Genomic DNA, 23,123 nt, shown 5'->3' with positions numbered 1-23,123 from the left:
GCTGCTATCCTGCCCGTCCCCTGACGCCATTTTTAGATCAACTACCACGAGCCGCGTTCACTTGTGACGATGAGATGGCGCCTGTGCCTCTAGTCAGGTGCCGGCCTCGTCTGCTAAGAATCTGTCGATGATCACCGGCCGTATCTCATGGTGTGTCGTGCTTTGCCTGAGCTTGTCCGCCCTAGAGCCGGCGGAGGCAGCCGAGCGCGTGGCGAGTCGAGTCCCTCTTTTTGAGAATCTCGGAACCCTGCACCACCCGATCACCACCCGTTCCAAGGAAGCGCAACGATATTTTGATCAAGGATTGCGGCTTGTCTACGCCTTTAATCATGAGGAGGCGATCCGTGCGTTTGAAGAGGCCGCCAGGCTGGATCCTTCCGCCGCGATGGCCTACTGGGGTATCGCACTGGCCCTCGGGCCGAATATCAATGCGGGTATGGACAAGACTGATGAGCGCCGGGCCTGGGAGGCCCTGCAGAAAGCTCGATCCTACAGCGCCCATGTGACACCTGCCGAACAAGCCTATCTCCAGGCGATCAGCAAGCGTTACAGTCTGAAGGGACCCACACGAACAGCGCTCGACAAAGCCTATGCGGATGCCATGCGTGTTCTCTGGAAACAATTCCCGGAGGATCCCGATGCCGGGGCATTGTTTGCCGAAGCCCTCATGGACCTCCACCCCTGGGATCTCTGGACCGTCAATGGAAAGCCGAAGCCTGGGACAGCGGAAATTGTGTCGACGTTGGAGGCGGTTCTGGCGCGAATACCGAACCATCCGGGGGCCTGTCACTACTACATCCATGCCATGGAAGCATCACCGACTCCGGAGCGAGCTCTGCCTTGCGCGGAACAGTTGCCTGCGTTAATGCCTGGGGCCGGACATCTCGTCCATATGCCGGCGCATATCCACATGCGACTCGGGCATTATCACGAAGCGGCAGAACAAAACGCGCAGGCCGCCGAAATTGACCGGCATTATTTAGCAGGGCGAGCATCCACAGGGGATGAGGCTGAGGGCTACCACCAGCATAACCTCCATTTTCTCTGGGCTGCTTTGCTGATGGAGGGCCGCAGCGCTGAAGCCATGAAGGTCGCCCGACAACTCACGGCGACGGTGAGGGAAGCGGACATACGGCGAGATTCATCACAGGAGTTGTACCTGCCTGTGCCACTTTGGACGATGATTCGCTTTGGACAGTGGGAGGCGCTGCTCCAAGAATTGCCTCCGCCGAATACATTCCGACTCAAGCAAGCGATCTGGCGATTGGGAAGGGGAATGGCATTGGGTGTCTCCGGGAGAGTACCGGGAGCTGAGGGAGAGCATGCCGCCTTGGCGACGCTGGCAAAACGATTTGCGCGAAACCGGACGAGCGAAGAGAAAACCGAGCGGGCCCTCATTCAGATCGCCGAGCGACTGCTTGCCGGAGAAATTGCCGTTCATCACAAGCACTATGACGCAGCAATCACAGCCCTTCGAGAGGCCGTCACATTAGAGGATGCCCTGCCGTATTCGGAGCCACCGTTCTGGCCCATTCCAGTTCGGCACTATTTGGGTGTTGTCCTGCAGAAAGCCGGGCACGCTCAAGAAGCAGAAACGGTCTATCGCGCCGATTTGATCAAAAATCCACACAATGGATGGGCTGAGTATGGGCTGATACAGAGCCTTCGCGCACAACGAAAAGATCGCGAGGCGAACGAGGTGGAGAAGCAATGGAAGCGGGCATGGGCACATGCCGATGTGAACCTGGTGGCCTCTCGTTTTTGAGAGGCCGGATATGCAGAGGTGGAGGTAGGGATGCGATTTGTCGTTGGAGTAATGGGACCAGCCAAGGCACCAAAGAAGGATCTCGATAACGCGCGAATCCTTGGTGAGTTTATTGCGCGACGTGGTTGGGTGGTGCTGACGGGGGGGAAAGACGTGGGCGTCATGGAAGCCGCCTGTGAAGGCGCCAAGCGGGTTGGGGGCAGCCTGACCATTGGTATCTTACCGACGGCGAAGGACAAAGTGTCTCGGCATGTCGATGTGTCCATCATCACCGAAATGGGCAGCGGTCGGAACAACATCAACGTGTTGACCAGCCATGTCGTAGTGGTGTGCGGATTGAGCGGGTCCGGGACCGTCTCCGAAGTGGCTCTGGCGGTCAAGGCGGGGAAACCCGTCATTCTCGTCGCGGCGTCGGATGCGGATGTGACCTTCTTTCGCAAACTCGACAAGCGCCTGGTCAATGCCGCCGCCACGCCGGAGGAGGCGATTGAACTCATCATGAAGCTGATGGACAAACGGCAACGACGGGCACACCGTACGGAACAGGAAACATATGGGTATGTGCCGGTGTAGCCTGCATATTCATGAACCTGTCTACTGTGACCATATCTGCCGCCCAGCGCTCGTCGTTCGTGAAGCGTGAAGCGTCCCAATCCCGAACGAGAGATGTTTGACGAGGTGCGCAAGTGATCGCCTGAAGTCTGTCGTCGTCGATGTAAGAATGAAGCCACTAAGACGACGATAAGGAAGGAGGATACCAACATGACAACTCAACGGCGGTTCATCGCTCTGGCTACCGGGCTTATCGTATGCATGATTCTCACAAACGTCCCACTTGCCGATACACCGGCGGCAACTCCCAGCACGAAGGCCTATTTTGCCGGTGGATGTTTCTGGTGTATGGAGGAAGCGTTTGAAAAGGTCGAGGGAGTCGTCAGTGTCGTATCCGGGTACATGGGGGGCACCGTGGCCAACCCAACCTATGAGGAAGTGTCAGCTGGGCGGACGGGCCATGCGGAGTCGGTGGAAGTCACCTATGACCCCACAAAGGTCACGTATCAGAAGCTTCTCGATGCCTTTTGGCACAATGTAGATCCGCTTACCCCGAATGCGCAATTTTGCGATCATGGGTCTCAGTACCGATCCGCTATCTTCTATTCCAGCGAGGACGAAAAGCGACAAGCGGAAGAATCGAAATCCGCAATAGAGCAGGCCAAGAAATTTCCAGCCCCGATCGTGACGCAGCTAGTCCCATCGTCAACCTTCTATCCAGCCGAAGACTATCACCAGGACTATTACAAGAAGAATCCGCTTCGCTATAAATACTACAAATATGGCTGTGGCCGAGCCAACCGGTTGGAAGCTTTGTGGGGAAAGCCGTAGTTGTCAGCATTGATTTGCGAGTGTTTTCATCGTCGAGTTTACTTGCGGTAATGCTCAAGAAGTTCAGCTGAGGGTCACCCTGACATTCATTCCGAAGTGGATAAAGAAAGCAGGGGTCGTTTGTCAGTATTAGGGTCGCGTCTTGTCTTGTGCATACCAGTGAACAATCAATTGAGGAGTTGAAAACCGTTTCTTTAGGCAGGCCGTTATACCGATATCATTCAATCCAGGATGGTTGCGAAGAACCAACTTCAGAGAGTCGGGTACTTTTCATATCACCATATGATCTCTGTGGGATCGACAGGGTCGTCGTCTGGGGACCAACGGCTCAGTCCTTCAACGAGAATGGCGTGAAGTTCGTCTGCCGGTCGTACCAGTCCTCATTCTCCTGACGTTTTAGCCATCGAACAATCGTATAGGTGACCGGCGTGAAGACGATCTCAACGGAGACCTTGAACGCCCAGTTGAAGGCAATGACCTTCAGCATCGTCCCGGGCTGCCAAGTTCCGAAGAACGCAATCGGATAGAAGAGGGCGCTATCGACGAGCTGGCCGACTGCGGTTGAGCCGATCGTGCGCGTCCAGAGGTGACGCCCCTCGGTCCAGACCTTCATCTTTGCCATGACATAGCTATTCATGAAGTCGCCGCACCAGTAGGCGACCATTGAGGCGATGACGATCCGCCCGGTGCTCCCGAAGACAACCTCCAGTGCCGGCTGGATGACGGCATTGAAGGGCTCTCCCGGATCTCCCGGCATGTGGATCACGAAGAGGCCCATGATGGTCGCGAAGATCATTGCGATGAACCCGGCCCAGATGACTTTACGCGCACGCGCGTAGCCGTAGACCTCGGTCAGTACGTCGCCGAAGATGTAAGAGATCGGGAAGAAGAGATTCCCGGCGCCGAACGTCAGGCCGAAGAGGATGCAGGTCTTGCCTGGCCCAATCAGGTTCGAACAGAGCAGCACCGTCACGAAGCCTGCCATGACGAGGTCGTAATAGCGGTAGTGGCGGAGGTTCGAGATGAGTTCAGGCTTGAGTGGTTCCGTGGAGGTGGTCATTGCAGGGCCAGGCTCCTCACGATCTGTGGCTTTATTGGCCCTGTGCAGACCTCACCAGGGATCGATTTCCAGTTTCTACCATCGGAAAGACGGAAGCAATATGAAGTCGGGGGTCTGTCTTGTTCAATGCAGGTCCACAACCCATGCGCAGGCGTACGCCTTTTTCGAATGGAGCAAGAAACAGTGGTGCGACATGTGCGGTGCAGGCTGGTGTGGTGCAAAGGTTTACGGATATTCCTTGTCAGGAAAGCGCTCTTTGTTAGAGTCCTATTCAGATGCGCGGCAATAGCCAGTGAGTGAGCTAACCGGGCCATGGCGCTTGGGGGTTCTGTGGGAAAGGAGAGCGCGAGAATGTTTCCAGTCTTTGTATCTGTATTGGTCACGAGTCTATTCTCGATGTGCTCCTCTGTGCTTGCCGGAGATCTTCTCCAATGGGTCGATGATTCAGGAGTAACCCATTTCGCCAGGTCATTGGAATCTGTCCCAACCCAATACCGAAACAGGGTAAAGCCAGAGAAACCCAATGCAGAGGCCATGCCGAAATCCGCAGCGACCCAGCGAGTGGGTCCTACCGCTAGTCGCCAAGAGGTCACTGCGGCTGGTGGGGCAAAACCGATACTCAATGCGTTTTCAGTTCCGTTCGAAGCCTATGAAGGTGATGCGCAGCGTGTGATTGTGCAGGTCACCTTCAACGGGTCCGTGACCGTTCCCATGGCGATCGATACCGGCGCTCCTGGACTGATCATTTCTCCAAAGGTTGCCCAGAAGCTCGGGTTGTTCGGGAACGATGGGGGCATGGTATTGACTGCCGCAGGCGGAATCGGCGGAACTGTTCCTGCGATGAGGACGTTTCTGGATACGGTGCAGGTTGGAGGCGCTAAGGATACCTTCATCCCCGCGACGATTATGAATTCGGTCTCTGAGTCGTTCGAGGGGCTCATTGGAATGGTGTTCATGTCCAGGTATTCGTTCAAGATCGATTCCCTCAAACAGGTTGTGGTTTTTGAAGAGGTACAGCCGGATCCCACCGCTCCAGGCGGCCGTAATGAGCGATGGTGGAGGAGTCAGTTCAAAGAACTGCATGCACTCCGTGATGCATGGATGAAACACTCACTTGACAGTCAGCCAGGAGAGTTCGCCGACAGCCAAGTGAAAGAAGCAGAGAAGCTCCTCAGCAAACTTGAACGGCATGCCAGCCTGTATTCCGTGCCTCAAGCCTGGCGATAATAGTGCTCAGCCTGCCACCTTCGCTCACCCCGATTGAACTCCTTCACATAAACCCTAAACGTAAGGGGGGCGGGTGTCTATCTGGACGTAGGAGCGTTATCGTGGAGTTGCATCAGAACTTGCCGGTGAGTCAGAGAACATGCCAGGCTCAACGAGCGTCCCTGCATTGGTGAACGGCAATCGTCCTTCCGTACCATGCAGCACGCCTTTGATATCGTACGTCAGTTCCTGTTTCTGCGAGAACTGGAGCAGCTGGCGCATGATGTCGAGGGTCGAGGTGCTGGTATCGATCGTCATCACGGCATCACCCAACCGGGGGATCGTCATTTCCTTGCTCGCCAGGCCACGCGCCAGACGTTTCCCGTTCAGATTCAATGTAAAGTCGATGCCAGTGAGGTGATAGTCGAAATCATTGGGGTTGCGGACTCGAAGATCCACACGGAGCCGTTGTTCGAACATCGTTGCGTCCAATGGCGTGACATTGGTGACGAGCACCTCCGGGGGCTCACCCTTTATGAACCAGGAGGCGCAGCCGGGAATCAGTAAGGCGAGTACGATTAAGTACAGGGAAGCTCGGTGTAGTCGCATGGGCGGCAACATCATAACAAGAACATTTACGGGAAAGCGACGCGCATGCCAGCATGAGGCTCGTGCATCGATGAATTGAGGCGGATCTAACCCCCAAGGTTTGTGTGCTCATTCGCAGCATGATTAAGAACTATTTTGAGATTCCTGCCATAGACTAAGATGACTGATCCGGGATGTGATCAGCGTATCGTGCAGGATGGTCAAAAAGGTTGTCCAGCAAGGCCGCAGCAAGTGAAGGGCCGAGGCGTACCCTTCAGGGTACGTTGAGGGGCTGAGCGATGCGAGAACGACGCTGGCGGCCTTTTCCAGCATTCTGCTAGTAGCAATTTGGATTGGACGGCCAACTTCCTGGGGGAGGTAAGCAATTCGTTGGACGTGGCGGAGGGAGCCTGGCCGGGCCCTCTGGTCGTGACTTTGTCTCCGGGTGGTAGCCTTGCGCCAGCGCCTCATTGACCATTGCCTCGATTTCCGTGTCGGTCAATTCGGGGTGTTCGTATCGAAACTTGCGTTCAAGAACTGGACGAGTGGCGGCAATATAGCGTTCCTGAGACTGTCGCAGCCCCTCACGAGCCTGATCATACCGGGCCTTGCGTTCTGCGGTCCGTTCACTCCCTGCACGGTCGGAAGCGGTATCGGTTCTTGGTCCTAGGTCGATCCCGTCATCGGGGCGAGACCCGGCACATCCAGTAAGCAGACTGAAGATGAAAACCAGAGCGAGTCGCATGTGTGGATCCTTAGAGGGATCTGCTCGGTCTCCACTCAGACGATGCCAAGGAAGACAGCCAGGGAGCGATCAACGCGCACCATGAGTTCCTGGTTCAACGCTCCAATGCGGGAGCCGATGGCATTCCGAGGAACGGTGACGATCTTATCAACCATTGAGGAGGAGGGCTCCACGGTCAGCCGGAGCAGCGGAGCGTCAAGCCTCTCGGTGGTCAAGAGGCAAATCGTCATGCTGCCAAGGGCGGAAAAGAGATCGCATTGGAGAACAAGAGCGGGGCGTGGTTTGCCGCTGTAGGGACCTTTCGCAGCGACGGTCACGATATCGCCTCGTTTTATGTGCAGTCCCGATCGGCAATCTCCGAGATAAAGTCAAGAGCGAGCTTTTCCTGAGCTGAACGAGCTGCAAGCCGCGCCTGTCGTCGACATTCGCTAATGAATACATCGGTGCGCGTATCGGGGACCCAGGCTTGGACCGGACGCAGCCCCTTGCGGCGCAGACGTCGGCGCTAGCGGTGTTGCTTCTCCTTTGGAGTCAGATGCGCCTCGGGCGACATGGTGGGTTTCCTTTCTCACGCATGTCCATAATTAGGCTATCACACCTCTCGGTAACATGTGACTCGATTCTGACGAATACATCGAGAAGATGTAAAGACTCTGTTCATTCTGGATCTTTGGAGCCGCCTGCCTCTGGGAGGTCCAGAATTTGTCATCCTATCGTGACGCTGGCATAATCCTCTGCCGGAAAGTACCTCGGTAGTGAGTAGAAAAGAAGGAGCGGCGCAATGCGCACAGTCAGTCGACGAATGACGGACTTGGCTCAGTCTGAGATTCGTGCCATGACTCAGGCCTGTGCCAGTGCAAAGGGCCTCAATATGGCGCAGGGGGTCTGTGATACGCCGGTTCCTCCGGTGGTGCTCGAAGGGGCTGAGAAGGCGATTCGTGATGGGTACAATGTCTATACGCGCTTCGACGGGCTGCCGGACTTGCGGCAGGCGATCGCCGCGAAGTTGGAGCGGTATAACCGGATACAGGCTGACCCGGAAAGTGACATTACCGTGAGCGCCGGTGCGACGGGAGCCTTCCATTCTGCCTGTGCCGCTCTGCTGAATCCCGGCGACGAGGTCATTTTGTTTGAGCCGTACTACCAATACCATATCAATGCGCTTGTGGCGGTCGAAGCGGTTCCGGTGGCGGTTTCTATGCGGCCTCCGGCCTGGTCTTATTCCATGGACCAATTGGAAGAGGTTGTGACGCCAAGAACAAAAGCCATCATCGTCAATTCACCCGGTAACCCCTCTGGGAAGGTCTACAGTCAGTCTGAATTGGAGGCGGTGGCGGAATTTGCCTGCCGGCATGACCTCTTTGTCCTGACGGATGAGATCTATGAATACTTTCTCTACGACGGACGACGTCATATCAGTATGGCTTCGTTGCCGGAGATGGCGGAGCGAACCATCACGATCGGCGGGTACTCCAAAACGTTCAGCGTGACGGGGTGGCGGATCGGGTACAGCGTTGCATCCCGACGGTGGGCACAAGCCATCGGGGCCATGAACGATTTACTTTACGTGTGTGCCCCTGCGCCGTTGCAGATGGGTGTCGCGCGAGGGATCCGTGAACTGCCGGATCGTTTCTATGAGCAGCTACGGCAGGGCTATCAGGGAAAGCGCGAGAAGTTCTGCCGTGCACTCACTCAAGCCGGAATCACTCCATCCATTCCGCAGGGCGCCTATTATGTCCTCGCGGATGTCTCCCATCTTCCTGGTCAGACGGGGAAAGCTCGAGCGATGTCTCTCTTAGACAAAACCGGGGTCGCCGGCGTGCCGGGGGAAGCCTTTTTTACGAGCAAGGTCGGGACTGATTTTATCCGATTCAGTTACGCCAAGACCGATCAGGATCTAGAAGAGGCCTGTCGGCGACTGACACAGGCTAGGATGTAGCGACTTCGGGTAGTGCGATGTGACTCGGGGGCCCTAGTCGTTCGTTCCCTCGATCCCGAGTTTCGAGTTTCATGTTCCAAATTTCACGTTTTACGTTTCGACCTTCATGTTGTTGAGAGGCCTGAAACGTCAAACCTGAAACTTGAAACAGCAGGTTAAGGCCCTTCACGATGTCTGCGTTCCAGACGCGGGAATCAGGTTCGCCAACTCTCGACCGAGTGAAGGAGGACAGTAAGGGCTCGTGGCGATGATTCCACGGTAGCGTGGGGTCGGTCGGTTGAATGTCAGGGCCTGTCCGCTTCCATCAGTAATCGTCCCGCCGGCTTCATCGATCAATAGGACTCCAGCCGCGACGTCCCACTCATTTTCCGGTTCAAGCGTGGCCACTGCATCGATACGGCCGCATGCCATCAGAGCGAGGGACCAGGCGATGGACAGCATCGGACGATGCTGAGTGGATGGATCGAGCGCCGCAAAACGACCGGTCTGACGTTCCCATGGACCCAGCGCAATCACCGGTAGCTGTCCAGCGTTGATCTGCCGTGAGTCTACCGATTCGTGGTTCAGCCGAAGTCCTTCACCTCGGATAGCACTGAAGAGTTCATTGGTCGAAGGATTATAGATGGCTGCTACGATGGGAAGGCCCTGTTCAATGAGGGCGACGGAAATGCAAAACTCCGGGACTCTATTGATGAAGGCCTTGGTCCCATCGATCGGATCGACCACCCAGACCCGATCTTTCTGCAGTCGCCCGGGATCATCCGGGGATTCTTCCGATAGCCATCCGTCCTGAGGAAATGCGGAGCGCAGGTGTGCGTGAAGAATATCGTTGACCGCGAGGTCTGCTGATGTGACCGGAGACTGGTCTGGCTTTTTGATCGTCTCGAATCCATCCCTAGCCAACCGCAAGGCCTCTGAACCGGCGGCTCTCATCGCGTCTTCAAGTCGGTTGAGCTCATGAGATAATTTCATGAGCCCAGAGTACCAGGCCTATTGCAGAATGAAAAGGAACGTGCCGGTTCTCGGCTTGACCTTCCGCAAGAATCTGCGTACAAGCTCGCTATGATGAAGTTGGTCCAGAAGCGTTCGAAGAAGACCGGCCTCTCTCCCGGGACACTCATTCACATCGGTGAGACCCGCACGGATTCTGTGACCGTGACTCGCTTCAACTATGCGGGTACGCACTGCGATGAGCAGGTCGTAACGGACATGGAGGCCCTTCAGCCGCCGGCGGATGAGACGGTGACCTGGGTCAATGTCGGCGGCGTCCACAAGGTTGAGGTGTTGGAAGGATTCGGCAAATGCTTTGGCCTCCACCCGCTTTTATTGGAAGACATCGCCAATACCGATCAACGTCCCAAACTGGACGACTACGAGACCTATTTGTTTCTTGTGATGAAGATGCTGACGACCTCCGATCGCGGAGATATTCTGGTTGAGCAGGTCAGTTTTGTTCTTGGGCGGAATTATGTGCTCTCGTTTCAGGAGAACGGGACGGATGTGTTCGGGGCTGTTCGGGATCGCCTGAAAGGCGGTAAGGGGCGACTGCGACAAAATGGCTCGGACTATCTCATCTATGCGTTGATCGATGCCGTGGTCGACCAGTATTTTGCCGTGCTCGAAATGCTCGGTGAACGCATTGAATCGCTTCAGGAACGGGTGATGGCCGATCCGAAACCGGAGACTCTCCAAAATATCCATGCATTGAAACGGCAGTTGCTCTTCGTCCGTCGCGCTGTGTGGCCGTTACGGGAAGCCATCAACAATCTCTCCCGCTCGGAATGCCCGTTCCTGCATGAGCCGACGAAGCTATTTTTCCGTGATGTCTATGACCATGTGGTGCAGATCGTGGATACGATTGAGACCCTGCGTGAAATGGTTTCAGCCAGTCTCGACATCTATCTGTCCAGTGTGAGCTATCGCCTCAATGCCGTCATGCGCGTCTTGACGGTCATCACAACGATCTTCATGCCGCTCAGTTTCATCGCCGGCATCTATGGGATGAATTTTGAGCACATGCCGGAGTTGAAATGGGCATGGGGCTACCCCATGGCCCTCAGCATCATGGGTGTCGTTGCCGCGATTATGTTAGTCGGGTTTCGTCTGAAGAACTGGCTGTAAGCGGTGAGGCTCGGCTACTCTTGGACTTCCACCTTATCGACAAAATAGGTCGTGTCCCCGAAGCAGGTGGTGGGGATATAGCGATATTCCTTATAATGTAAGATGACACGCTTTCCCATCATGTCGTTCAATTGATCGGCGACTTTGTCGTCCCAGATTGTAAATTGCCACAGGACCGGTGCGGTACCCGGCACCGTGGTCATGGCCAGCTCTCCTTCATGTGTTTTACACACCCACCCCTTCGAGGAGAATTTCTGGATGTATCCGGCTCGGTTTCCATCGGAATACGTCCAGTTGAACACGACGATGAGATAGGCCGCACCGAGAAACACGAGGATAGTCAACAATACTTTCACTGCTTTCACCAGGTGTCTCCCTCGTTACGCGTGAAGGTCGCCGAAGAGCCAGGGGGCCTCAGTCTTTCGACGAGTCTCATAGGCTGAGATGGCCTGCTCGTGTTGGAGCGTCAAGCCGATCGAATCAAGGCCCCGGTAGAGACAATCCTTACGGAATGGATCGATCTCAAACCGACAGACTGTTTTCTCCGGTGTCGTCACCGTCTGGTTGGCGAGATCGACTGTGAGCCGGTATCCCTCGGTCTCAACGGCATGCTTCATGAGTGCCAGTACTTCGTCTCCGTTCAGCACCACGGGAAGAATGCCGTTTTGAAAACAGTTATTGTAAAAAATGTCGGCAAAACTTGGTGCAATGACGCAACGGAATCCTTGGTCCAGCAGGGCCCACGGTGCATGTTCCCGAGATGAGCCGCATCCAAAATTATCGCGCGTCAATAAGATCGAGGCGGATTGATAACGAGGCTGATTCAAGAAAAAGTCAGGATCAGGTGATCCATCCTTTTTCTTTCTCCAGTCAAAAAAGAGACCTTCGCGGAGCCCGGTCCGTTTGATCGTCTTTAAAAATTGCTTCGGAATAATTTGGTCGGTGTCCACATTGATTTGATCCAGTGGGGCCACGAGACCAGTGAGAGTGGTAAACGGTTCCATAAACGACCTCAGCTCCAATGTCGAATATCGACGAAGTGCCCTTCGATGGCCGCCGCCACGGCCATGGCAGGGGAGACCAAGTGGGTTCTCCCGCCCGCGCCTTGACGTCCCTCGAAGTTGCGATTGCTCGTGGAGGCACAACGTTCTCCTGGTTGCAGGACGTCCGCATTCATCGCCAGGCACATGCTGCACCCTGCCTCTCTCCATTCAAATCCCGCATCACGAAACACGCGATCAAGTCCCTCCGCCTCGGCCTGTTGTTTGACGAGCCCGGACCCTGGGACCACCATGGCGTGCACGGATGTCGCCACCTTCCGCCCTTTGGCCAGGCTGGCTGCCAACCGTAAGTCTTCAATACGCGAGTTGGTGCATGACCCAATGAAGACCTTGTCGATCTTGATCTCGGTGATCGGCGTATTGGGAGACAACCCCATGTAGTTCAATGCGCGTTCCGTTGCACTCTTGGTTTTAGCATCCACGATCGTTTGAGGGTCCGGAACCTTTTGGTCCACACCCAACACCATTCCGGGACTCGTTCCCCAGCTGACCTGAGGTGCGATTTCTTCCGCCCGCAGCGTTACGACGGCATCGTAGATGGCATCCGGATCGGTCTTCAGAGACTGCCAGGCCCGCATAGCCCGCTCGAATAAGTCTCCAGTTGGAGTCAGTGGACGTCCCTTTACATAGGCGATCGTCTTGTCATCGGGAGCTACCAGTCCAGCGCGGGCTCCTCCCTCGATCGACATGTTGCAGAGGGTCATGCGCCCCTCCATGCTCAGCGCGCGAATCGCTGACCCTGTGTATTCGATGACATACCCGGTGCCACCGGCTGTTCCAATCTTCCCGATAATCGCCAGAATAATGTCCTTGGCCGAACAGCGATTAGAAAGGGACCCTTCAACCCGGACTTCCATCGTTTTGGGCCGCTTCTGAACCAAGCACTGCGTGGCGAGGACATGCTCGACTTCGCTGGTCCCGATGCCGAATGCCAATGCCCCGAAGGCTCCATGGGTGGATGTATGAGAATCCCCGCATACGATGGTCGTTCCTGGAAGCGTGAATCCTTGTTCGGGGCCGATGACATGAACCACGCCTTGTCTGACGTCATCCATGCCGAAGTAGGTAATGCCGAAGTCACGGCAGTTTTCTTCAAGGGTTTGAATCTGTTTCGCGCTGATGTGATCGGCAATCGGCAGTTTCCTGTCGGTCGTGGGAACATTGTGATCCGGTACTGCGAGTGTGGCGGCGGGACGGCGTGGGCGCCGGCCGGCAAGCTTCAACCCCTCAAAGGCCTGCGGCGACGTGACTTCATGCACGAGTTGCCGGTCGATGTACAGAAGGGTGGTCCCATCCGGTTCCTCTCGAACAACATGCGACTCCCAAATTTTGTCGAACAGTGTCTTGCCCGCCATCAGTGCTCCTGCTTTTGTAAAGTGAGGCCCCATTATACAGAGAAGGCCTATGGTGTTGACAAGGTGTCTCTACCGCTTGCCCTTCACCGCATGTCGTGATACCACCACCCCCGTGAAGGATGCACTGTGGAACGACCCACGCATTGTGGAATGGAGTCAGCTGTTGCTGGACAGCTATCGCCATTGGCTAGGAAACGAATTGATCGAGCGGACCGGAGATGCCATGGAGCAAGCTCGGAGATTGTTTGAAGTCTCATTTGTGGTGGTGTCGCATGGTGCCGAGCCCGATCCGGTTTTGAACTATGGCAATCAAGTGGCGCTGGACTTGTGGGAGGTCTCCTGGGAGCAATTCACCGCAACTCCCTCGCGGCTGACAGCAGAAGCCGATAACCGGGCAGAACGGGAGCGGATGTTGGCGCAGGCGCGAGTCCAAGGCTTCTATGACGGCTATAACGGAGTGCGGATTTCTTCCACGGGCCGTCGGTTTCTGGTTGAGAAGGCCGTGATCTGGACAGTGGTCGATGTGGCTGAGCGTCCGCTTGGTCAGGCAGCGACGTTTTCAGTATGGAAACACGCGGTCGGATCGTGACGAGCCATTCCTCTCCCACCGATCTGGTTGGAAGGGAATCAGCAACTGGGTATTGCAGGAATTGACGAGCTGTGTTGGCGAGCAGATCTTGAACGATAGACGAAAAGCCTGGAAGGTCAGGTCCACAGTTCGAGCGGACCGTGGGTGGCGATGCTATGGAGCAGGTCTTGTGTCGAAAGAATACCGACGAGACGACGGTTCTGATCGAGAATCGGAACCGCATGGATCCGTTCCTCCAGCATGACTCGGGCAATTTCACGGATCTCTGTTGTAGGAGTTGCCGAGATCACTCGCGGGGTCATGATCGCGGCAGCGTGCTTGTGGGAAGCTTGTTGCGTATCGTCCGATGTGATCAATTCCGGCACATGCCGGAGGAGATCGTGATACGAGAGCATCCCCACGAGCGTGCCATGTACCGATGTGATGGGGAGGTGGTGGAATCCTTTGTGAGACATGATCGTCCAGGCATCAACTAGCCGACTGTCAGATGGAAGCGAGAGCACCGGTGTCGTCATCAAGTCTCGGGCCAGGACTGCCGGCGTGGGATGTGATCGATCAGGCCCCTGTTGTTGGTAGGCCGTCTGTGCAACCAAGGCGGGGTGATCCAACGTCGATGACGATTGGCCATGCTGCTCCCGATCTGCCACAGCCTCCGTGCGGTTGTATCGTGGGGTCACGAGCTTTGCCGGATAGACTTCCGCAACCCCGTTGACCGCAACAATAATGGGCATGCTGTCGCTCCTTAGCTGTTGTATCGGCAACTTGATGAAATACTTAAGCGAGCAAGAGGGGTCATTTGATCTCTCGCGCTGAGCCTGGCTGTGGTTTGGGACCAGAATGAGATCCTTCGACCGAGGCGCTCTGTGAAGCAGAGCCGATTCTGGTACGATGGCCGATACCCATAAGCACGCGTGAACAGCACAGCCACAATGTTGTGTCTTGGAGGCAAGTTCTCCTTCCGATGGCGCCCTCTCAGCTTGGTTGCTTCCGTTTTCGCCCCTATGCTATAAGAGCCTCCATATCATTTGGAATTTCTCGAGTATTGATAGTTGGTTCAACGACCATAGAAGAAGGGTGTACAGTACCAAACGCCTGCATGTCCTCCAGAGTGTGGCATCAAACAGACTAAGTCACGAGCTTCTATATTCATCTCTTCTTTATCTCGCTAAGGGGGGTAGTTATGGGCAAGTCATTGTTGGTGGGCTTTCTCGGCCTTGGGATGGTGTTGGCTGGCACATCGAATTTGTATGCACTTCAGGCGGGCGGTGTCGAAACCGGTGATCTGGAAACCGGCTCCGTCGTCGGGCAGCCGTTCAAAGAACTCACTGTCGATGCTTCGTTCTTCGCACTCGAAATTGGAGACACGAAGGTCTGGTATCCTCCCGTGACCGTCATCGATTTTAAGACGCGTCCAGGTGCCCCGGTTCTCTTAAAGGTAACGAACAAGGCAACGGCTGAACATGGATTCCAGCTCACTGCGGCAGTGAATCAATCGGCACCGACTGTCTTGCATACCAAGATCGTGCTCAAACCAGGCGAAACCCAGTATATCGGTATTCCCACCAGTGACTTGTTTTATGCTGCAGGGAATGTATTGGAGTATCGGTGTCATCTGCATCCAGGACATGTCGGCGGCAAGTTGCTCATGTTGAAATAGTCGAGGGCAACGAAGAAAGAAAATCTCATCGCAGATTCACGGCCTCAAGGAAATTTTCCTTGAGGCCGTTGTGTTTTTCGGCGGTTTAAAAAGATAATCTTGAAGTGTCCGGGCCTCACAAAAAGTAGAAGGCCTTGGTTCTCTTGAGAACCAAGGCCTTCTGCAACAACAAGAGCAGCCGTTGACTTAGTTTCTGACCCCGCTCCACACTTTGGCGGGATCGATTCCTTTATCAGGGTTCAATGCCTTTGCTCTTTCCAGGAGGACGTCCGTCGTCTCCGGATAGAGAGGGTCAGAGATGCAGCAATTATCGACCGGACACACAGCCGCGCATTGGGGTTCGTCGAAATGACCGACACACTCGGTGCATCGATCGTGGGCGATGACATAAATATTGTCGCCGACTCCCTGTCCATCACCGACGTGGTTTCCTTTCGACTCGGCGTCGCTTCTCGTTTCGAAAATTGCTTCGTTGGGACACTCCGGTAGGCATGCCCCGCAAGAGATGCATTCGTCCGTAATCAGTAGAGCCATGACCCAAGCCTCCTTCTCAGTCCCAAGCGCTTCAATAATATTGACAAGTTCCCACGTCCGCCACCATATTAGTGCCCAATTTGACGATGGCGGGTGTGAGAAGGCATTCTATTCTGTGCTTCTTTTCCAAGTCAACGGAACGAGTTCCGGTCAGAAGGCCTAGGGCAGTTCTACGCATGGGTCGTTGGGCCCAGCATGTGAAAAAATAAAGTCGGTACGTTTCTCCAAATGTCCGGTAATCAGAACCAAGCGAGTGATCGAGAACAGAAAAAGAAGCGGATCATCATGATGATCCTGCTGGCGCTGCTATTGATGAGCGCCTCGGTGTTTCTCGTTGAACGCAAAGAGTCAAGTGTGATTGTGGTGACGTTTCCCAGTGGCGTCGAATTGGAGGCCGAGGTCGCCGATACCCCTGAGAAGCTCCTCTTCGGGCTTGCCTTTCGCGAGGCCCTACCGGCGAACGGGGGCATGTTGTACATCTTTGAAGAAAATGGTCTTCATCGGGTCACGACGCGGGAGTACCGATTTCCTATCGACGTGCTGTGGGTTGATGAGAGTCATCATGTTGTGCATCTGCTCGAGCAGGCGGAACCCTGCGCCAAAGATCCATGTCCGCTGTTTGGGCCGCCACCCGAAGCGGCTCGCTATGTGATACAGGCGGAATCTGGGTTCATCAAGAAATCAGGCGTGGCCAAGAACGACGAACTCAAATATGCCCTTCGCCTATAGGCCTTGCGGCACACCAAGGGGATACATATGATGGATGCGTTTCAGAAGGTCGGTCAAGTTGAAGACGTACCTCCGGGACAGTCGAAGATCGTTAAAGTCAATGATCGACCGATCGCCCTGTTCAACATCGACGGGAAGTTTTATGCCATTCATAATAGCTGCCCTCACGAAGGGGGGCCTCTTATTGAAGGCCGGCTCAAGGGCTACGTCATTGCCTGTCCGTGGCACGACCTTGCGTTCGACATCCGAAACGGACAAGGGACGGATGGGGGTGGGTATTGCGTAGGAAGTTACGAGGTGCGAGTGGAGGGAACCGAGATCATGATCGGTCCGCGAAGGAAATCATGAACACATCCAAGAGCACGTGCGTAACCGTGGAGAACGTGCAGAGGATACTGATGTGAATAGAGTTGCTGCCGAACCTGTGTCGATCTGTGAGGCCGGGGATTCCCGCAAAGTCGTGGTTGATCAACCCTTTGTTCTTCAATTGTGGGAAGATCGGACGAGAGGTGAACAGTGGGTCGCGTCCTATGATACCAAGGGACTTGCTCTACTCGGCGACGACTTTCTCCGCATCGCCAGTAATAACGCGGTCGACAACGGACAGCGAATCTTTGAGTTTAAGGCGGTGCAGCCGGGTGTCTACCGCGTCGTATTCGAAAAACGCATGGGGTGGAAATTCACCTCGGAAGATCGCCGGATCTTCACGATAGAGGCGCAGCCACCCGCTGGGAATTGAGTCCATGCCAGACATTGCCTTTATCAATGGGTGTTTCATTCCATGGCAAGACGCGACGGTTTCCATCGATGACCGCGGATTCCAATTCGGCGATGCGGTCTATGAAGTGATTCGAACGTATCGAGGTACTCCCTTCAAATTAGGTGCGCATCTTGACCGACTTGATCGAAGCGCAACGCAACTCTCCATTCCCCAGCCCTATACTAGAAGGCAATGGACACAATGGATTCACCAGGGACTAAGCCTGGCTGGGTATCAGGATGCCAAGATCTACATTCAGGTGACGCGAGGGGTGGCTCCCCGTGAGCATGGCTTTCCTTCTGAGAGTCGCCCGACCGTCGTCATGACGATTCGAGCGCTCCACCCGCTCAGTCTGGAAATGCGCCACACCGGCGTAACGGCCTGTACACGCGAGGATCTACGATGGGGCCGCTGCGACATTAAAAGCGTGAATTTACTGGCCAACGTGTTGGCTCGTGAAGAGGCCAGACGGGCGGGTGTGTTTGAAGCCATTTTTGTTCGCGACGGATTTGTCATGGAGGGCGCGGTGAGCAACGTGATGGCCGTTCAGGGGGGGGTGCTCGTGACGGCTCCTGAAAGCCCGCGCATTCTGTCCGGAGTGACCAGGACGGTTGTACTACAATTAGCAAGAGAGGAAGAGGTTGCCGTCGAGGAACGATTCATGTCGATCGACTCCCTCTACCGCGCAGACGAGGTTTTTCTCACCGGGACCACGCTCGAAGTACTCGGAGTCGTTCAGATCGATGGGAAAGTCATTGGCACCGGTCGCCCGGGTCCGGTGACTCAGGCTTTGGCAGCTCGGTGGGCGCTACTGACGGGCTAGTCCCCTTGCATTGCGTAGGGGTGCGTGCTATGGTACCGCCTCTGTAAGTGGGCGCCAGCCCACTTTTTTGTTTGGTCACGTGTCAAAGGGACATGAAGGTTGAGGACGCCGGGGAGTAGTGTGCAGCCGGTTATTGACCGATTGCATGAAATTATTTCGCCGATTCTATGGACGCTCGGGCTTGAATTGATCGATGTTGTCTGTGTTGGACGAGGTCCGCGGTCTGTTGTTCGTGTGTTGGTCGACAAACCGGGTGGCGTTACCATCACCGACTGTGAGCAAGCACATAAGGCTCTAGGGCCGGCACTTGATGTCGCCGATCCATTCCCTCACGCCTATACGCTTGAAGTCTCATCTCCAGGTTTGGATCGCCCGTTCCAGAGAACTCAGGACTATCAACGGGCGATTGGGAAACAGGTGAATCTCAAGCTTCGACAGCCTCTTGAAGGTCAGTGGCGGATTACTGGAGAACTGAAGCAAGTAGACGAGACTCTCGTCGTGCTGGAGATCGGTACGCATGGAGCTCCTCAGGCGATTCAGCTCAGTCGTGAAAGCATTGCAGAAGCAAAACTGGTTGTGAAAATTTAAATACGGGGTAAGGGCGCCGTGGGTGAAAACCGGATGCAGGAGCGTGAGGTATGAACCGAGAACTGATTTCAGTAATTGACGAAATCGGACGCCAAAAAGGAATCGACAAGGCGCGCGTGATCGGAGCCATCGAATCCGCTCTGCAGACTGCCGCAAAAAAGCGTTTTGGGCAGGCTGAGAACATTCAGGTTGAGATCGATCCAAAAACCGGAGAAATCTCCGTCGTCTCTAAGAAGACGATCGTCGAGACGGTCAGCAATCCTAAAGCGGAAATTTCACTGAGTGAAGCCCGTCAGTATGACAGCGAAGCCGAAGTCGGGGATGAGATCGGATCCCTGATTGAAATGAATGAACTAGGGAGAATTGCCGCACAAACCGCCAAGCAAGTCATTTTCCAGAAGGTTCGTGAAGCGGAGTGGGAGGCGGTTCAGAAGGAATACTCCACGAGGCAGGGTGATTTGGTCACCGGTATCATTCTTGGCATGGAGCGCCGCAATTACCTGGTGGATCTCGGGAAAACGGAGGCGATTCTTCCGATACAAGAGCAGATCCCGCGTGAAACATACCGGCGTGGCGATCGTGTGAAGGCCATGCTCTTGGAAGTTCGTCGGACCCCGAAGGATGTGCAAGTGATCTTGTCGAGAAGCCATCCTCAATTTGTAGCGAAGCTCTTTGAGCTCGAAGTGCCTGAGATCATGGAGAAGATCATCGAAATCAAGTCGGTCGTTCGGGAGCCAGGAGACCGTACCAAGATTGCTGTGACATCACGGGAAAAAGCGGTGGACCCGGTAGGCGCTTGTGTCGGTATTAAAGGTTCTCGCGTGCAAGCGGTCGTCCGTGAGTTGCGTGGTGAAAAGATCGACATCATTACCTGGACGCAAGATCCGCGGGTATTTATCGCGGAAGCGTTGAATCCGGCCACGATCGAAAAGGTCGGTATCGATGAGGAGAAGAAGTCGGCATTGGTGGTCGCTGCCGATTCGCAACTGTCCCTGGCGATCGGTAAGAACGGCCAAAATGTCAGGCTGGCGGCGCGTTTGACGGGGTGGAAGATCGACATCATCAGTGCCACGGAGTACGAAAAGGAAAAAGTAGAACGCGATAAGGAAATCAAGGCGGCTCTGGCGGAAGAGACGGAGGCGCAGCGCTTGCAAGAAGAGGCGCGTCAAGCAGCGAGAGCGGAAGAGGCAATGAACGGATCAGAGTAGGATACGGAATCGTCCGATGGCAATGCGTGTATACGAACTGGCAAAGAAACTGGGTATGGAAAATCGTGTGCTCATCCCTGAGCTCAAAAAAATGGGTGTGTCTGTGACATCCCATAGCAGTGCGCTCGATGATGAGATCGTGGAGAAAGTGTTGGGAAAGCTTGCCCCGCAATCGAAAGGTCAGGGAGCCGAAAGTGAGGGAGGCTCTCCATCCAAATCTATTCCTGGCGCAGGCCAGGGCAAGGCCTCGGCGGGAAAGACTCAACCGGCTGAAGAGCCGGCTAAGCCAGATAAGCGGCGTATTCTGATCAAGCGTAAAAAGGAAGAGGAACCCGCAGAGGTCTTCTCGTCGCCCCCAGCTCTGGAAAGCGAACGCTCGGCTCAGCCTGAACCATCGGTGAATCAGGATCACTCCATTCTCGAGGAGTTCGTCGCTCCCAGCCCACACGTCGATGAGGTGCGAGAGGAAGTCCCGGTTCCACCTTCAGCCGTCGTAGTGCCTCCTGTTGTGGCTCCCAAGCCGGAGGAAGCTCAGCCTAAGGTGGCCATCGTCCCGCCTTCTGTCGTTGTCACGACGGTTGAATCTGTTCCCGGCCAGAAGAAGAGTATGGCGTTCGAGGCCATCGCAGCCGAAGGACAGAAAGATAAACTCAAGAAAGCCCGTAAGACAGGTCGACCCAAAGACGAGCAGCAAGATGTTAAGCTCAGGGAGGATGCCGCACGCTGGCAAGATCTCCGGGCTATTCCGGTCCAGCGTCGTGACGATCGATCCAAGCATCTACATCATAGTGCTCCCTCTGAGGTGACGAAGCCTCGTCGCAAAAGCGTCAAAATCACTCCGAGGACGACGGTTAAGGAATTTGCGGAGTTGATCGGTCAGCGTCCGGCGGACATTGTGCGTAAGCTCATGGAGATGGGTCAGATGCTGACCTTTCATCAACCCATGAATCTGGATGCAGCGGCAATGTTGGCTGAAGAGAGTGGCGTCAAGATCGACATTGCAATTGAAAAAGTAGGGGACGACTTGTTGCAAGATGTACTGGAGGCCGGCGGTGAGGAACGACCTGAACCTCGCCCACCCGTCGTGACGATCATGGGTCATGTCGATCACGGAAAAACGTCGCTGCTCGACGCTATTCGTCAAACCAATGTTGCAGAGGGCGAGGCGGGCGGCATCACGCAGCATATCGGGGCCTATACGGTTTCGGTGCGAGGCAAACAGGTCACCTTCTTGGATACGCCTGGCCATGAAGCCTTTACGGCCATGAGAGCCCGTGGGGCTAAGGTCACGGATGTCGTCATTCTGGTCGTTGCCGCAGACGATGGGGTTATGCCTCAAACCATTGAGGCCATCCATCATGCGAAAGCCGCCGGCGTTCCACTCATCGTAGCCATGAACAAGATCGATAAGCCCACTGCCAATCCGGATCGGGTCAAGAATGCACTCTCGGAACATGGGCTCATTTCTGAAGCTTGGGGTGGCGATACGATCATGGTGGAGGTGTCGGCCAAGCAAAAAACAGGTCTGGATACCCTTTTGGAAATGATCCTTTTGCAGGCCGAAGTGCTTGAGCTCAAGGCGGATCCACATCGGCAAGCAAGAGGGACGGTCGTCGAGGCTAAGATCGAACGAGGGAGAGGACCGGTCGCTACGGTACTGGTGCAGAGTGGGACGTTGCGGGGCGGGGATGCATATGTCGTGGGCACGTTCAGCGGTCGGGTGCGAGCACTCATCAATGATCGTGGGGAAAAAGTACAGCAGGCAGGGCCGTCTATTCCTGTCGAAGTTATTGGCTTACCGGGGGTCCCGTCGGCAGGAGATGTCTTCCATGTCGTCTCGAATGAGCGGGTAGCCAGGGAGATTGCCGAAGAGCGAGCTCAAAAACGTCGGGCAGCCGAGTTGACCAGCCCGGCGAAGGTTTCGCTTGATGACCTCTTTGCAAAAATCCAAGAAGGCTCCGTGAAGGAGTTAGCCATCGTCATCAAAGCCGATGTGCAGGGATCGTCGGAAGCCTTGGCCGGAGCGGTTGAAAAGCTATCGACGGACGCGGTCAAGCTGCGGGTCATTCATAATGCCGTCGGGGGAATCATGGAATCCGATGTCCTGCTCGCGGCAGCATCGCGGGCGATCATCATCGGGTTCAATATCAGGCCTGAACCGAAGGCCACGGCCTTGGCGGAACAGCAAGGTGTCGATGTCCGACTCTATACGATCATCTATGACGCCATTGCCGACATCAAGGCCGCCATGGAAGGCTTGCTTGAGCCGACGCTCAAGGAACGAGTTCTGGGACGTGCCGAGGTCCGTCAGGTCTTTATGATTCCCAAGGTCGGCGCAGTGGCAGGGGCTTATGTGGTTGACGGCCTCATTTCCCGAACAAGTGCCGGAGTCCGCGTGATTCGCGACAATGTGGTGGTGTATCAAGGCAAGTTTGGCTCATTGAGACGATTCAAAGACGATGTGCGCGAGGTTCAGCAGGGGTACGAATGCGGGTTGAGCATCGAGAATTTCAATGATGTCAAAGCGGGAGACATTGTCGAAGCATATACGATCGACAAAATTGCGACAAAGCTCTAGATGTCGGTCCGGATCACGACGGCGTTGTCTCGTTGTACTTGGGAAGAGTAAGCTGTAAGGGTCTCTCGCGGAGATCGGCTCAGAAGCGGGCCATGCTGTAGGCAGTCATTATGGTAGTGGGGCTCTGTACGGTCGAATTGTTCATCGCGGAGAGCCAATCGTTGAAGGATAAACGGCAGGTCTTGCATGGACTCAAAGAACGGCTCCGAAGCAAATTTAACCTCTCTGTGGCCGAAGTCGATGGCCAGGATCTCTGGCAGAAGGCCGTTCTCGCGATGGCTTGTGTGGCAAGTGAGGGGCGTTTTGTAAGCCAAGTCTTAGAACAGGCGATGAACCTGATCAAAAGCATGCCGGTTCTCGAGGTGGTTCGTTCGCAACAGGAGTTGCTCTAGCATTCGGTCCATGGAGTCGCTGCTGAGGACCGTCATTTTACA

At 55.1% G+C, this 23,123-nt stretch carries 27 protein-coding genes; 16 read left to right on the top strand and 11 right to left on the bottom strand.

Translation table 11 applies throughout. The annotated features are described in order from the left end of the window. Positions 1 to 127: 127 nt before the first annotated feature. From ACMTNU_RS08575 to msrA, 3 genes are all read left to right on the top strand, one after another. On the top strand, positions 128 to 1,765 hold the full coding sequence (locus ACMTNU_RS08575; RefSeq protein ID WP_413934817.1) for a hypothetical protein: 1,638 nt from the start codon (positions 128 to 130) through the stop codon (positions 1,763 to 1,765). A gap of 30 nt (positions 1,766 to 1,795) precedes the next feature. Next, positions 1,796 to 2,338, top strand: coding sequence for a cytochrome (locus ACMTNU_RS08570; protein WP_413934816.1), 543 nt, complete (start codon positions 1,796 to 1,798; stop codon positions 2,336 to 2,338). A 189-nt stretch (positions 2,339 to 2,527) separates the two neighbouring features. After that, complete coding sequence (gene msrA / locus ACMTNU_RS08565) at positions 2,528 to 3,148, top strand: peptide-methionine (S)-S-oxide reductase MsrA (RefSeq protein WP_413934815.1); 621 nt, start codon at positions 2,528 to 2,530, stop codon at positions 3,146 to 3,148. Between the two features lie 328 nt (positions 3,149 to 3,476). Here msrA and ACMTNU_RS08560 read toward each other — a convergent pair whose 3' ends face one another. Next, the gene (locus ACMTNU_RS08560; RefSeq protein ID WP_413934814.1) at positions 3,477 to 4,208 is read right to left on the bottom strand and encodes a queuosine precursor transporter; all 732 of its coding nucleotides are present in this window, start codon (positions 4,206 to 4,208) and stop codon (positions 3,477 to 3,479) included. Between the two features lie 312 nt (positions 4,209 to 4,520). Between ACMTNU_RS08560 and ACMTNU_RS08555 the strand changes: the two genes are divergently transcribed. After that, positions 4,521 to 5,435 carry an aspartyl protease family protein gene (locus ACMTNU_RS08555; RefSeq protein ID WP_413934813.1) on the top strand — a complete coding sequence of 305 codons (915 nt, stop codon included), beginning with the start codon at positions 4,521 to 4,523 and terminating at the stop codon, positions 5,433 to 5,435. A 96-nt stretch (positions 5,436 to 5,531) separates the two neighbouring features. Here the strand turns inward: ACMTNU_RS08555 and ACMTNU_RS08550 are convergent, their stop codons facing one another. From ACMTNU_RS08550 to ACMTNU_RS08535, 4 genes are all read right to left on the bottom strand, one after another. Next, the gene (locus tag ACMTNU_RS08550; protein WP_413934812.1) at positions 5,532 to 6,023 is read right to left on the bottom strand and encodes an LEA type 2 family protein; all 492 of its coding nucleotides are present in this window, start codon (positions 6,021 to 6,023) and stop codon (positions 5,532 to 5,534) included. Positions 6,024 to 6,339: 316 nt separating this feature from the next. Further along, entirely contained in the window at positions 6,340 to 6,747 is a 408-nt protein-coding gene (locus ACMTNU_RS08545) for a hypothetical protein (protein ID WP_413934811.1), read from the bottom strand. A gap of 35 nt (positions 6,748 to 6,782) precedes the next feature. Further along, positions 6,783 to 7,082, bottom strand: coding sequence for a type II toxin-antitoxin system PemK/MazF family toxin (locus ACMTNU_RS08540; protein ID WP_413934842.1), 300 nt, complete (start codon positions 7,080 to 7,082; stop codon positions 6,783 to 6,785). Further along, complete coding sequence (locus tag ACMTNU_RS08535; protein WP_413934841.1) at positions 7,079 to 7,243, bottom strand: antitoxin MazE family protein; 165 nt, start codon at positions 7,241 to 7,243, stop codon at positions 7,079 to 7,081. The genes ACMTNU_RS08540 and ACMTNU_RS08535 overlap by 4 nt, the downstream gene beginning before the upstream one ends. Positions 7,244 to 7,528: 285 nt before the next feature. Here ACMTNU_RS08535 and ACMTNU_RS08530 point away from each other — a divergent pair, with 285 nt between their 5' ends. Beyond that, positions 7,529 to 8,686: a pyridoxal phosphate-dependent aminotransferase gene (locus ACMTNU_RS08530; RefSeq protein WP_413934810.1), complete on the top strand. Its 1,158-nt coding sequence runs from the start codon at positions 7,529 to 7,531 to the stop codon at positions 8,684 to 8,686. Positions 8,687 to 8,851: 165 nt separating this feature from the next. Here the strand turns inward: ACMTNU_RS08530 and ACMTNU_RS08525 are convergent, their stop codons facing one another. Beyond that, positions 8,852 to 9,658 carry a 3'(2'),5'-bisphosphate nucleotidase CysQ gene (locus tag ACMTNU_RS08525; RefSeq protein ID WP_413934809.1) on the bottom strand — a complete coding sequence of 269 codons (807 nt, stop codon included), beginning with the start codon at positions 9,656 to 9,658 and terminating at the stop codon, positions 8,852 to 8,854. Between the two features lie 90 nt (positions 9,659 to 9,748). On the opposite strand from ACMTNU_RS08525, the gene corA reads away from it, so the two are divergent. Beyond that, positions 9,749 to 10,807, top strand: coding sequence for a magnesium/cobalt transporter CorA (gene corA / locus ACMTNU_RS08520; protein WP_413934808.1), 1,059 nt, complete (start codon positions 9,749 to 9,751; stop codon positions 10,805 to 10,807). A 14-nt stretch (positions 10,808 to 10,821) separates the two neighbouring features. Here corA and ACMTNU_RS08515 read toward each other — a convergent pair whose 3' ends face one another. Genes ACMTNU_RS08515 through leuC form a run of 3 tightly spaced genes read right to left on the bottom strand, consistent with a single transcriptional unit; the run spans position 10,822 to position 13,223 of the window. Then, positions 10,822 to 11,172 (bottom strand): hypothetical protein, encoded by a 351-nt coding sequence (locus tag ACMTNU_RS08515; protein WP_413934807.1) that lies wholly within the window; start codon positions 11,170 to 11,172, stop codon positions 10,822 to 10,824. Positions 11,173 to 11,187: 15 nt separating this feature from the next. Continuing rightward, complete coding sequence (gene leuD, locus ACMTNU_RS08510; protein ID WP_413934806.1) at positions 11,188 to 11,811, bottom strand: 3-isopropylmalate dehydratase small subunit; 624 nt, start codon at positions 11,809 to 11,811, stop codon at positions 11,188 to 11,190. Between the two features lie 8 nt (positions 11,812 to 11,819). Then, positions 11,820 to 13,223: a 3-isopropylmalate dehydratase large subunit gene (leuC, locus tag ACMTNU_RS08505; RefSeq protein ID WP_413934805.1), complete on the bottom strand. Its 1,404-nt coding sequence runs from the start codon at positions 13,221 to 13,223 to the stop codon at positions 11,820 to 11,822. Between the two features lie 49 nt (positions 13,224 to 13,272). Here leuC and ACMTNU_RS08500 point away from each other — a divergent pair, with 49 nt between their 5' ends. Next, positions 13,273 to 13,812: an MEKHLA domain-containing protein gene (locus ACMTNU_RS08500; protein ID WP_413934804.1), complete on the top strand. Its 540-nt coding sequence runs from the start codon at positions 13,273 to 13,275 to the stop codon at positions 13,810 to 13,812. Positions 13,813 to 13,928: 116 nt separating this feature from the next. On the opposite strand, the gene ACMTNU_RS08495 is transcribed toward ACMTNU_RS08500, so the two are convergent. Beyond that, a complete protein-coding gene (locus tag ACMTNU_RS08495; RefSeq protein ID WP_413934803.1) occupies positions 13,929 to 14,543 on the bottom strand; it encodes an HPP family protein in 615 nt (204 codons plus the stop codon). A gap of 449 nt (positions 14,544 to 14,992) precedes the next feature. Here ACMTNU_RS08495 and ACMTNU_RS08490 point away from each other — a divergent pair, with 449 nt between their 5' ends. Next, positions 14,993 to 15,469, top strand: coding sequence for a hypothetical protein (locus ACMTNU_RS08490; RefSeq protein WP_413934802.1), 477 nt, complete (start codon positions 14,993 to 14,995; stop codon positions 15,467 to 15,469). A gap of 186 nt (positions 15,470 to 15,655) precedes the next feature. Here ACMTNU_RS08490 and ACMTNU_RS08485 read toward each other — a convergent pair whose 3' ends face one another. After that, a complete protein-coding gene (locus ACMTNU_RS08485) occupies positions 15,656 to 16,003 on the bottom strand; it encodes a 4Fe-4S dicluster domain-containing protein (protein ID WP_413934801.1) in 348 nt (115 codons plus the stop codon). A gap of 228 nt (positions 16,004 to 16,231) precedes the next feature. Between ACMTNU_RS08485 and ACMTNU_RS08480 the strand changes: the two genes are divergently transcribed. The 8 genes from ACMTNU_RS08480 to ACMTNU_RS08445 all read left to right on the top strand — a co-directional run bounded on the left by ACMTNU_RS08480 (position 16,232) and on the right by ACMTNU_RS08445 (position 23,081). After that, entirely contained in the window at positions 16,232 to 16,732 is a 501-nt protein-coding gene (locus ACMTNU_RS08480) for a DUF192 domain-containing protein (RefSeq protein ID WP_413934800.1), read from the top strand. Positions 16,733 to 16,759: 27 nt separating this feature from the next. After that, positions 16,760 to 17,080 (top strand): Rieske (2Fe-2S) protein, encoded by a 321-nt coding sequence (locus tag ACMTNU_RS08475; protein WP_413934799.1) that lies wholly within the window; start codon positions 16,760 to 16,762, stop codon positions 17,078 to 17,080. A 52-nt stretch (positions 17,081 to 17,132) separates the two neighbouring features. After that, positions 17,133 to 17,471 carry a protease inhibitor I42 family protein gene (locus ACMTNU_RS08470; protein WP_413934798.1) on the top strand — a complete coding sequence of 113 codons (339 nt, stop codon included), beginning with the start codon at positions 17,133 to 17,135 and terminating at the stop codon, positions 17,469 to 17,471. Positions 17,472 to 17,475: 4 nt separating this feature from the next. Beyond that, positions 17,476 to 18,315 carry a D-amino-acid transaminase gene (gene dat, locus ACMTNU_RS08465; RefSeq protein WP_413934797.1) on the top strand — a complete coding sequence of 280 codons (840 nt, stop codon included), beginning with the start codon at positions 17,476 to 17,478 and terminating at the stop codon, positions 18,313 to 18,315. A gap of 120 nt (positions 18,316 to 18,435) precedes the next feature. Then, positions 18,436 to 18,903 carry a ribosome maturation factor RimP gene (gene rimP / locus ACMTNU_RS08460; protein WP_413934796.1) on the top strand — a complete coding sequence of 156 codons (468 nt, stop codon included), beginning with the start codon at positions 18,436 to 18,438 and terminating at the stop codon, positions 18,901 to 18,903. Between the two features lie 50 nt (positions 18,904 to 18,953). Continuing rightward, positions 18,954 to 20,111, top strand: a complete 1,158-nt coding sequence (nusA, locus tag ACMTNU_RS08455) for a transcription termination factor NusA (protein ID WP_413934795.1) — start codon at positions 18,954 to 18,956, stop codon at positions 20,109 to 20,111. Positions 20,112 to 20,133: 22 nt separating this feature from the next. Beyond that, positions 20,134 to 22,689 carry a translation initiation factor IF-2 gene (gene infB / locus ACMTNU_RS08450; protein ID WP_413934840.1) on the top strand — a complete coding sequence of 852 codons (2,556 nt, stop codon included), beginning with the start codon at positions 20,134 to 20,136 and terminating at the stop codon, positions 22,687 to 22,689. Positions 22,690 to 22,799: 110 nt separating this feature from the next. Beyond that, positions 22,800 to 23,081 (top strand): DUF503 domain-containing protein, encoded by a 282-nt coding sequence (locus tag ACMTNU_RS08445; RefSeq protein WP_413934794.1) that lies wholly within the window; start codon positions 22,800 to 22,802, stop codon positions 23,079 to 23,081. The last annotated feature ends 42 nt before the right edge of the window (positions 23,082 to 23,123 follow it).

The sequence above is a fragment of the Nitrospira sp. BLG_1 genome, from assembly GCF_047338595.1.
In the GTDB taxonomy this organism is placed as follows: Bacteria; Nitrospirota; Nitrospiria; order Nitrospirales; family Nitrospiraceae; genus Nitrospira_D.
Note: the sequence above shows the minus strand (reverse complement) of the source record. Positions and strands in the feature narration are given on the sequence as shown.

Coding starts and splice junctions, on each gene's coding strand:
- ACMTNU_RS08575 (WP_413934817.1), top strand. CDS start 128: ATGATCACCGGCCGTATCTCATGGTGTGTCGTGCTTTGCCTGAGCTTG.
- ACMTNU_RS08570 (WP_413934816.1), top strand. CDS start 1,796: ATGCGATTTGTCGTTGGAGTAATGGGACCAGCCAAGGCACCAAAGAAG.
- msrA (WP_413934815.1), top strand. CDS start 2,528: ATGACAACTCAACGGCGGTTCATCGCTCTGGCTACCGGGCTTATCGTA.
- ACMTNU_RS08560 (WP_413934814.1), bottom strand. CDS start 4,208: ATGACCACCTCCACGGAACCACTCAAGCCTGAACTCATCTCGAACCTC.
- ACMTNU_RS08555 (WP_413934813.1), top strand. CDS start 4,521: ATGGCGCTTGGGGGTTCTGTGGGAAAGGAGAGCGCGAGAATGTTTCCA.
- ACMTNU_RS08550 (WP_413934812.1), bottom strand. CDS start 6,023: ATGCGACTACACCGAGCTTCCCTGTACTTAATCGTACTCGCCTTACTG.
- ACMTNU_RS08545 (WP_413934811.1), bottom strand. CDS start 6,747: ATGCGACTCGCTCTGGTTTTCATCTTCAGTCTGCTTACTGGATGTGCC.
- ACMTNU_RS08530 (WP_413934810.1), top strand. CDS start 7,529: ATGCGCACAGTCAGTCGACGAATGACGGACTTGGCTCAGTCTGAGATT.
- ACMTNU_RS08525 (WP_413934809.1), bottom strand. CDS start 9,658: ATGAAATTATCTCATGAGCTCAACCGACTTGAAGACGCGATGAGAGCC.
- corA (WP_413934808.1), top strand. CDS start 9,749: ATGATGAAGTTGGTCCAGAAGCGTTCGAAGAAGACCGGCCTCTCTCCC.
- leuD (WP_413934806.1), bottom strand. CDS start 11,811: ATGGAACCGTTTACCACTCTCACTGGTCTCGTGGCCCCACTGGATCAA.
- leuC (WP_413934805.1), bottom strand. CDS start 13,223: ATGGCGGGCAAGACACTGTTCGACAAAATTTGGGAGTCGCATGTTGTT.
- ACMTNU_RS08500 (WP_413934804.1), top strand. CDS start 13,273: ATGGTGTTGACAAGGTGTCTCTACCGCTTGCCCTTCACCGCATGTCGT.
- ACMTNU_RS08495 (WP_413934803.1), bottom strand. CDS start 14,543: ATGCCCATTATTGTTGCGGTCAACGGGGTTGCGGAAGTCTATCCGGCA.
- ACMTNU_RS08490 (WP_413934802.1), top strand. CDS start 14,993: ATGGGCAAGTCATTGTTGGTGGGCTTTCTCGGCCTTGGGATGGTGTTG.
- ACMTNU_RS08485 (WP_413934801.1), bottom strand. CDS start 16,003: ATGGCTCTACTGATTACGGACGAATGCATCTCTTGCGGGGCATGCCTA.
- ACMTNU_RS08480 (WP_413934800.1), top strand. CDS start 16,232: ATGTCCGGTAATCAGAACCAAGCGAGTGATCGAGAACAGAAAAAGAAG.
- ACMTNU_RS08475 (WP_413934799.1), top strand. CDS start 16,760: ATGATGGATGCGTTTCAGAAGGTCGGTCAAGTTGAAGACGTACCTCCG.
- dat (WP_413934797.1), top strand. CDS start 17,476: ATGCCAGACATTGCCTTTATCAATGGGTGTTTCATTCCATGGCAAGAC.
- nusA (WP_413934795.1), top strand. CDS start 18,954: ATGAACCGAGAACTGATTTCAGTAATTGACGAAATCGGACGCCAAAAA.
- infB (WP_413934840.1), top strand. CDS start 20,134: ATGCGTGTATACGAACTGGCAAAGAAACTGGGTATGGAAAATCGTGTG.
- ACMTNU_RS08445 (WP_413934794.1), top strand. CDS start 22,800: ATGGTAGTGGGGCTCTGTACGGTCGAATTGTTCATCGCGGAGAGCCAA.